Origin of the sequence: Ornithinimicrobium sediminis (genome assembly GCF_021272345.1) — a bacterium.
In the GTDB taxonomy this organism is placed as follows: Bacteria; Actinomycetota; Actinomycetes; order Actinomycetales; family Dermatophilaceae; genus Ornithinicoccus; species Ornithinicoccus sediminis_B.
In genome coordinates, this window is the sequence record NZ_JAJSDQ010000012.1 from 43,876 (window position 1) to 50,847 (window position 6,972).

4 protein-coding genes are annotated in these 6,972 nt (G+C 72.0%); all 4 read left to right on the top strand.

The genetic code is table 11. The features are described from left to right. Positions 1-7 precede the first annotated feature (7 nt). The gene (gene coaBC, locus LVO85_RS16185; RefSeq protein WP_232748647.1) at positions 8-1,243 is read left to right on the top strand and encodes a bifunctional phosphopantothenoylcysteine decarboxylase/phosphopantothenate--cysteine ligase CoaBC; all 1,236 of its coding nucleotides are present in this window, start codon (positions 8-10) and stop codon (positions 1,241-1,243) included. 61 nt (positions 1,244-1,304) lie between these two features. Continuing rightward, on the top strand, positions 1,305-2,519 hold the full coding sequence (gene metK / locus LVO85_RS16190; protein WP_232748648.1) for a methionine adenosyltransferase: 1,215 nt from the start codon (positions 1,305-1,307) through the stop codon (positions 2,517-2,519). A gap of 34 nt (positions 2,520-2,553) precedes the next feature. Further along, positions 2,554-4,656, top strand: coding sequence for a primosomal protein N' family DNA-binding protein (locus LVO85_RS16195; protein WP_232748649.1), 2,103 nt, complete (start codon positions 2,554-2,556; stop codon positions 4,654-4,656). A gap of 181 nt (positions 4,657-4,837) precedes the next feature. Further along, complete coding sequence (locus tag LVO85_RS16200) at positions 4,838-6,709, top strand: ABC transporter substrate-binding protein (RefSeq protein ID WP_232748650.1); 1,872 nt, start codon at positions 4,838-4,840, stop codon at positions 6,707-6,709. Positions 6,710-6,972 lie beyond the last annotated feature (263 nt).

The following is a 6,972-nucleotide window of genomic DNA, read 5'->3' on the forward strand; positions in this document are numbered from 1 at the left end:
CGGCCGTATGCGGGTCGTCCTGGGGGTGAGCGGCGGCATCGCGGCGTACAAGGCGTGTTCCCTGCTGCGCCTGCTCACCGAGGCCGGTCACGAGGTCACCGTCGTGCCCACGCGGGCCGCCCTGGAGTTCGTCGGAGCGCCCACGTGGGCCGCGCTGTCCGGCCGTCCGGTGGCAGCCGGCGTGTGGGACCGCGTCCACGAGGTCCCGCACGTCCGGCTCGGCCAGCAGGCAGACCTGGTCGTCGTGGCCCCGGCGACCGCCGACCTGCTCGCGCGGGCCGCCCACGGCCTGGCGGACGACCTGCTCACGTCCACGTTGCTCACCGCCCGGTGCCCGGTGCTGGTCGCACCGGCGATGCACACGGAGATGTGGACACATCCCGCGACGGCGGCCAACGTCGGGCTCCTGCGGTCGCGTGGTGTGCACGTCCTCGAGCCCGCCAGCGGGCGCCTCACGGGCGCCGACACCGGGCCGGGCCGTCTGCCCGACCCGGAGGAGATCTTCTCCGCCGCGATGGCGCTGGTCGACGGCCGCCCCGGCACGCCGCAGCAGGACCTCGCCGGCCTGCAGGTCGTGGTCACCGCAGGAGGCACCCGGGAGCCGCTGGACCCGGTGCGCTACCTCGGCAACCGTTCCTCCGGCAAGCAGGGCTACGCGCTGGCCGACGTGGCCGCCGCCCGCGGTGCCGTCGTCCACCTCGTCAGTGCCCCGACCGAGCTCCCGGTGCCCCACGGGGTCGAGGTCGAGCGGGTGGAGTCCGCGCTGGAGATGCAGGAAGCGGTGTGGCGTGCAGCGGCCGGGGCGGACGTGGTCGTGATGGCCGCGGCGGTGGCCGACTTCCGTCCTGCCCGCTACACCGAGACCAAGATCAAGAAGCGCCACGGCCCCGGTGACGAGGAGGCCTCCCCGACGGTCCCCCTGGTCCGTAACCCGGACATCCTGGCCGGGCTGGTGCAGGAGCGCGGTGCCGCGCCACGACCGGTGGTCGTGGGCTTCGCGGCCGAGACCGGGGACGCCGACGGGGACCTCATCCACCATGCCCGGGCCAAGCTGGCACGGAAGGGGTGCGACCTGCTCGTGGCCAACGAGGTCGGACCGGGCGTGACCTTCGGCCAGGACGAGAGCACGGTCCATCTGCTCCGGCCCGGCACGGACGAGCCCCGTCGCGTCGGCCCTGCGGACAAGCGGGTGACGGCGACCGCCGTCTGGGACGCCGTCCTCGAGGTGCTGCAGGCACGCTGAGGCCCTAGGGCTAGACTCCCCGGGCGTCAGTCAGCAGCCGCTGCAACCCGAGGAGAAGCCTGTGGCCCGTCTGTTCACCTCCGAGTCCGTCACCGAGGGGCACCCCGACAAGATCTGTGACCAGATCAGCGACGGCATCCTCGACGAGCTCCTGCGACAGGACCCGCAGTCGCGGGTCGCGGTCGAGACCCTCGTCACGACCGGCCTGGTCCACGTCGCCGGGGAGGTGCGCACCAGCGGCTACGCCGACATCCCACGGATCGTGCGCGACACGATCCTGGCCATCGGCTACGACAACTCGCACAAGGGCTTCGACGGCCGCACCTGCGGCGTGGAGGTCTCCATCGGGGAGCAGTCCACCGACATCGCGGTCGGCGTCGACACCGCATACGAGCACCGCACCGGCTCGACCGAGGACGTCCGCAACGCCCAGGGCGCCGGTGACCAGGGGCTGATGTTCGGCTACGCCAGTGACGACACCCCCGAGCTCATGCCCCTGCCGATCTTCCTGGCGCACCGGCTGGCCGAGCAGCTCTCCCAGGTGCGCACGTCGGGAGAGCTGGACTACCTGCGTCCGGACGGCAAGACGCAGGTCACCATCGGCTACGAGGACGACCGCCCCGTGCGTCTCGACACCGTCGTCCTCTCCACCCAGCACGCCGACGGCATCTCGCTGTCCGACCAGCTCGCTCCCGACATCCGGGCCCGGGTGGTCACGCCTGTGCTGGAGGAGGCGCGCGACGCCGGCGTGGTGCTCGACACCAGCGACTACCGCACCCTGATCAACCCCACGGGGATCTTCGTCGTCGGGGGGCCCATGGGGGATGCCGGCCTGACGGGCCGCAAGATCATCGTCGACACCTACGGGGGGATGGCGCGGCACGGCGGGGGAGCCTTCTCCGGCAAGGACCCCAGCAAGGTGGACCGGTCGGCGGCCTACGCCTTGCGGTGGGTCGCCAAGAACGTCGTCGCGGCCGGACTGGCCCGGCGATGCGAGATCCAGGTCGCCTACGCCATCGGCACCGCGCGCCCGGTCGGCCTCTACGTGGAGACCTTCGGCACCCATACGGTCCCCGTCGAGAAGATCGAGGGCGCGATCACGAGCGTCTTCGACCTGCGTCCCGCGGCCATCGTGGAGGAGCTGGACCTGCTGCGGCCGATCTACCAGCCGACCGCGGCGTACGGCCACTTCGGTCGCACGTCGGTCCCGGGCCTGGACCGCGGGTTCACCTGGGAGCGCACCGACCGCGTCGGGGCCCTGCAGTCGGCCTGCTGACCGCCCTGTCGGTCCCGTGCGGTAGACCGGTGCCATGAGCGGACCGGGCGACGCGCCACAGGGGGAGCAGCTGGCCCTCGTGCCGGAGCAGCGGCCTCGCCGCCGTCCCACCGGCACACCCGCGTCCGTGGACCTGCCGGTGGCCCGCGTGGTCGTGGACACGCCCCTGCCCCACCTCGACCGCCCGTTCGAGTACGCCGTCCCCGAGGACCTCGCGCAGCGGGCGGTCCCCGGGGTGCGGGTCCGGGTGCGCCTGGCCGGGCGGGACCACGACGGGTTCGTGCTGGAGCGGACCGACCGCGCCGAGCACGCCGGACCGCTCTCGCCCCTGCGCCGGGTGGTCGGTGACGAGCCGGTGCTCACCCCGCACACCGCGGCGGTGTGTCGTGCCGTGGCCGACCACTACGGCGGCACCATGGCGGACGTGCTGCGGCTGGCCGTCCCACCACGTCATGCGCGGGTCGAGGCCGAAGTGGTCGAGGCGCCCGGTGACGCGGGTGTCGCCCCGGTGGCGGGCACTGCCTGGGCAGACCATCCCGCGGGGCCGGCGTTCCTGCGGCGGCTCTCCGCCGGTGAGTCTCCCTCGGCGGCATGGACGGCGCTCCCGGGGCGGACCGGCGCGCAGGACTGGCCGTTCGCCCTGGCGGAGGCGGCGGCCGCCACCCTCTCCTCCGGTCGGGGGAGTGTCGTCGTCGTGCCCGACCACCGCGACGTCGACCGGGTCTGTGCTGCCGTCGACGCCGTCCTCGGGCCTGGCCGGCATGCACGGCTCACGGCCGACCTCGGCCCCGGTGAGCGGTACCGTGCCTGGCTTTCCGTGCTGCGGGGCCACCAGCGCATCGTGGTCGGCACCCGCGCTGCTGCGTACGCTCCCGTGCTCGACCCGGGACTCCTCGCGGTGTGGGATGACGGAGACGACCTGCTCCGGGAGCCCCGCACGCCCTACCCGCACATCCGTGAGGTGCTCCGGACCCGTGCCGAGCACGCCGGATCGGCGCTGCTCCTGGGGGGGTTCGTGCGCTCCCCCGAGGTCCAGCTCTGGGTCGACCAGGGGCGGGTCAAGCCCGTCGCCCCGCACCACCGGTCGGTGCGGGACAGCGCCCCGAGGGTGCTGGTCGCGGGTGAGGGGGTGGAGGCCGAGCGCGACGCGGCGGCTGCGCGCGCCCGGATCCCGAGCCTGGCCTGGCGCACCGTGCACGACGCGCTGGAGCGCGGACCGGTGCTCGTGCAGGTGCCGCGGCGCGGGTATGCCGTGGGGCTGAGCTGCGCCCGGTGCCGGCATCCACTGCGCTGCACCCACTGCGGGGGGCCCAGCGTGGTGGACGGACCGGAGCGTCGGGCGGCCTGCCAGTGGTGCGGCCAGGGCGTCCCCGACGTCCCCTGTCCCGAGTGCGGGGCCACGGGCCGCAGGCCTGCGGTCGTCGGCGACCAGCGCACGGCCGAGGAGATCGGGCGAGCGTTCCCCGGTGTGCCGGTGCGCAGCTCACGCGCCGGCCACGTGCTGCCCGAGGTGGGGGACACCCCGGCGGTCGTCGTCGCGACCCCGGGAGCCGAGCCCGTCGCCGCCGGCGGCTATGCCGCGACCCTCCTCCTCGACGGGTGGGCCCTGCTGGACCGGCCCGGGCTGGACACCGCGGTGGAGGCCTTCCGGCGCTGGGCGGACGCAGCGGCTCTCACCCGGCCCTCCGGTGCGGGAGGGCAGGTGGTCGTCGTCGGCGTCCCTCCGCACGGGCACGTGCGGCCGGTCGAGGCCCTGGTGCGCTGGGACCCGGAGTGGTTCGTCGCCCAGGAGGTGGCCGACCGTGCCTCCCTGCGGCTGCCTCCGGTCCGCCGGGCCGCCGTCGTCTCGGGGGACGCCGACGCCGTCACGGCCTGGGCCTCGGGGGTCGTCACCGACCCCGGCCTGTCCGCGCTGGAGGTCCTCGGGCCGGTCCCCGTGACGGGTCGAGGTGGGCACGACAGACCTGGGGACGAGCCGCAGGTCCAGGTGGTGGTGCGGGGCCGTGAGGGGTCGGCCGCGGCGGTGTGCGACGACCTCGTGGTCCAGGCGGTCAGACGGCTCCGGAGAGGGCGGAGCGCCCACAAGGCCACCGGTCATGTTGTCGCAGTGGTCGACCCGCCGGACCTGCTGGCGTAACCCGTCGGTAACTTAGTCTCAAGTCGGTAACGATCGGGTCACCTTGCTGTCTCTTCGGTGGCAAAGTGCGGACTTCCTGCATAACTTTGCCCTGCAACCTCGGTGCACCCGCAGGCGTGCGCCGGTCCGGCAAGGCCGGAGGGGCTCGCTCAGGGGCGCGACCATTCACTCAGGAGGAACATTGAAGATCAGGCGCACGACGATGGCCATCGTGGCCGCGGGAGCCCTGGCGCTGACCGCGTGCACATCGGACTCCGGCGACTCGGACACCGATGCCGGGGGTGGCGCGGGGTCCGAGGACACCTCGGAGGAAACCGGCGACGGTGCGGAGGGCACCGGCGACGGTGCCGAGGAGACCGGCGACGCCGGCCAGCAGGACACCGCGAAGCCCGACCTGGGTGACGTGACGACCGCCGACGACGAGATCTTCTACTCCATCGGTGAGGTCGAGTGGGAGGCCTACAACGGGGACACCTCCGCCACCAACTCCACCTACAACGCCGTGGTCAACGGCCGGCTGCAGGAGGGCTTCTGGTACTGGGGCACCGACGGCACCGTCTACCCCAACGAGGACTTCGGCTCCTACGAGGTCACCAGCGAGGACCCGTTCACGGTCGAGTACACGATCTCCGACGAGGCCGTGTGGGAGGACGGCACGCCGATCACCTCCAACGACTACCTGCTGGAGTGGGCCTCCTCCAACCCGAGCAGCCTGTTCGGTGACGAGGACGGTCCGTTCGACCCGGTGAGCGACACCTTCGGCGTCTACGTGCCGGACGGCCTCGAGACCGAGCCCGACAGCAAGACCTTCACGGTCACCTACCCCGAGCCCTACCCGGACTGGGAGCTCCTCGTCTCGGCGGCCAAGCCCTCGCACGTGGTCGCCGAGCAGGTCGGACTGGAGCCGGCCGAGCTGGCCCAGGCCGTCATCGACGGCGAGACCGAGGGCATGGACGAGGTCGCGGAGTTCTGGAACACCGGCTGGATCTTCGGCGACAAGTCGCTGCCGGAGGCCTCCCTGGTGCCCTCGAGCGGCCCGTACTCGCTGGACGGCGCGACCTGGAACAGCCCGGAGTACCTCACCCTGGTGCCCAACGAGAGCTACTACGGACCGGTCCCGGCCACGGCGAACCTGACCTTCCGCTTCGCCGCACCGGAGACGCACGTCCAGGCTCTGGAGAACGGTGACATCAACGTCATCGAGCCTCAGGCCACGGTGGACACCGTCTCGCAGATCGAGGCCCTCGGTGAGGACTTCACCCTGCTGCGCGGTGACTCGCTCACCTGGGAGCACCTCGACTTCAACTTCGCGGAGGACAGCCCCTTCGCGGACGAGAACGGCGGCCTGGCCGCCCGTGAGGCGTTCGCGATGTGCGTGCCCCGTCAGCAGATCATCGACAACCTGATCGCACCGATCAACCCCGAGGCCGAGGTCATGAACCTCCGCGAGGTCTTCCCGTTCCAGGAGACCTACGACGAGGTCGTCGAGGCGGCCTACGACGGTCGCTACGACGAGGTCGACATCGAGGGCGCGACGTCCAAGCTGGAGGAGGCCGGCCTCGACACGCCGGTCGAGGTCCGCATCGGCTACTCGGCTCCGAACCAGCGTCGCACCGACCAGGTCACGGCCATCAAGTCCAGCTGTGACGAGGCCGGCTTCAACATCGTCGACGCGGGTGACCCGGAGTTCTTCGCTGCGGGTGGCTCGCTGGAGACCGGTGACTGGGAGATCGCCCTGTTCGCCTGGGCGGGCTCGGGCCAGATCGCCTCGGGCCAGCCGATCTACTCCACCGACGGTGGCCAGAACTTCGGTGGCTTCTCCAACGAGGAGGTCGACGAGGCCTGGAACACGCTCGCCGGGTCCTCCGACCCGGAGGTGCACCTGGAGCAGCAGAAGGTGATCGAGAAGCTGCTGTGGGACAACCTCTACGGCATCCCGATCTTCTCGCACCCGGGCCTCGTGGCACACGAGTCCTCGATCGAGAACATCTTCTTCAACTCGACGCAGACCGGCACCGCCTGGAACGCGGAGCAGTGGGTGCGCTCGGAGTGACGTAGCCCGTGTCGGCGGGCCCGGGTCCATGACCTAGGATCGGCCAACACTCTTCGTCGCCCGACGCGACTGACAACCCGGTAGGGCGGGAGTGACTCACTCCCGCCCTACCGGTCCGTCCGGACCTGGCCAGCGCGTTCCCGTGTGAACGTGCCTCGGCTAGGTGTACTGACCACGGAGGTTGGGTACGGAACCGGGGTGTCGACGTGACATGAGGAAGACCTCCGAGTGAGGTGTGGAGCTGTCTAAGGAACCGCTCCTCA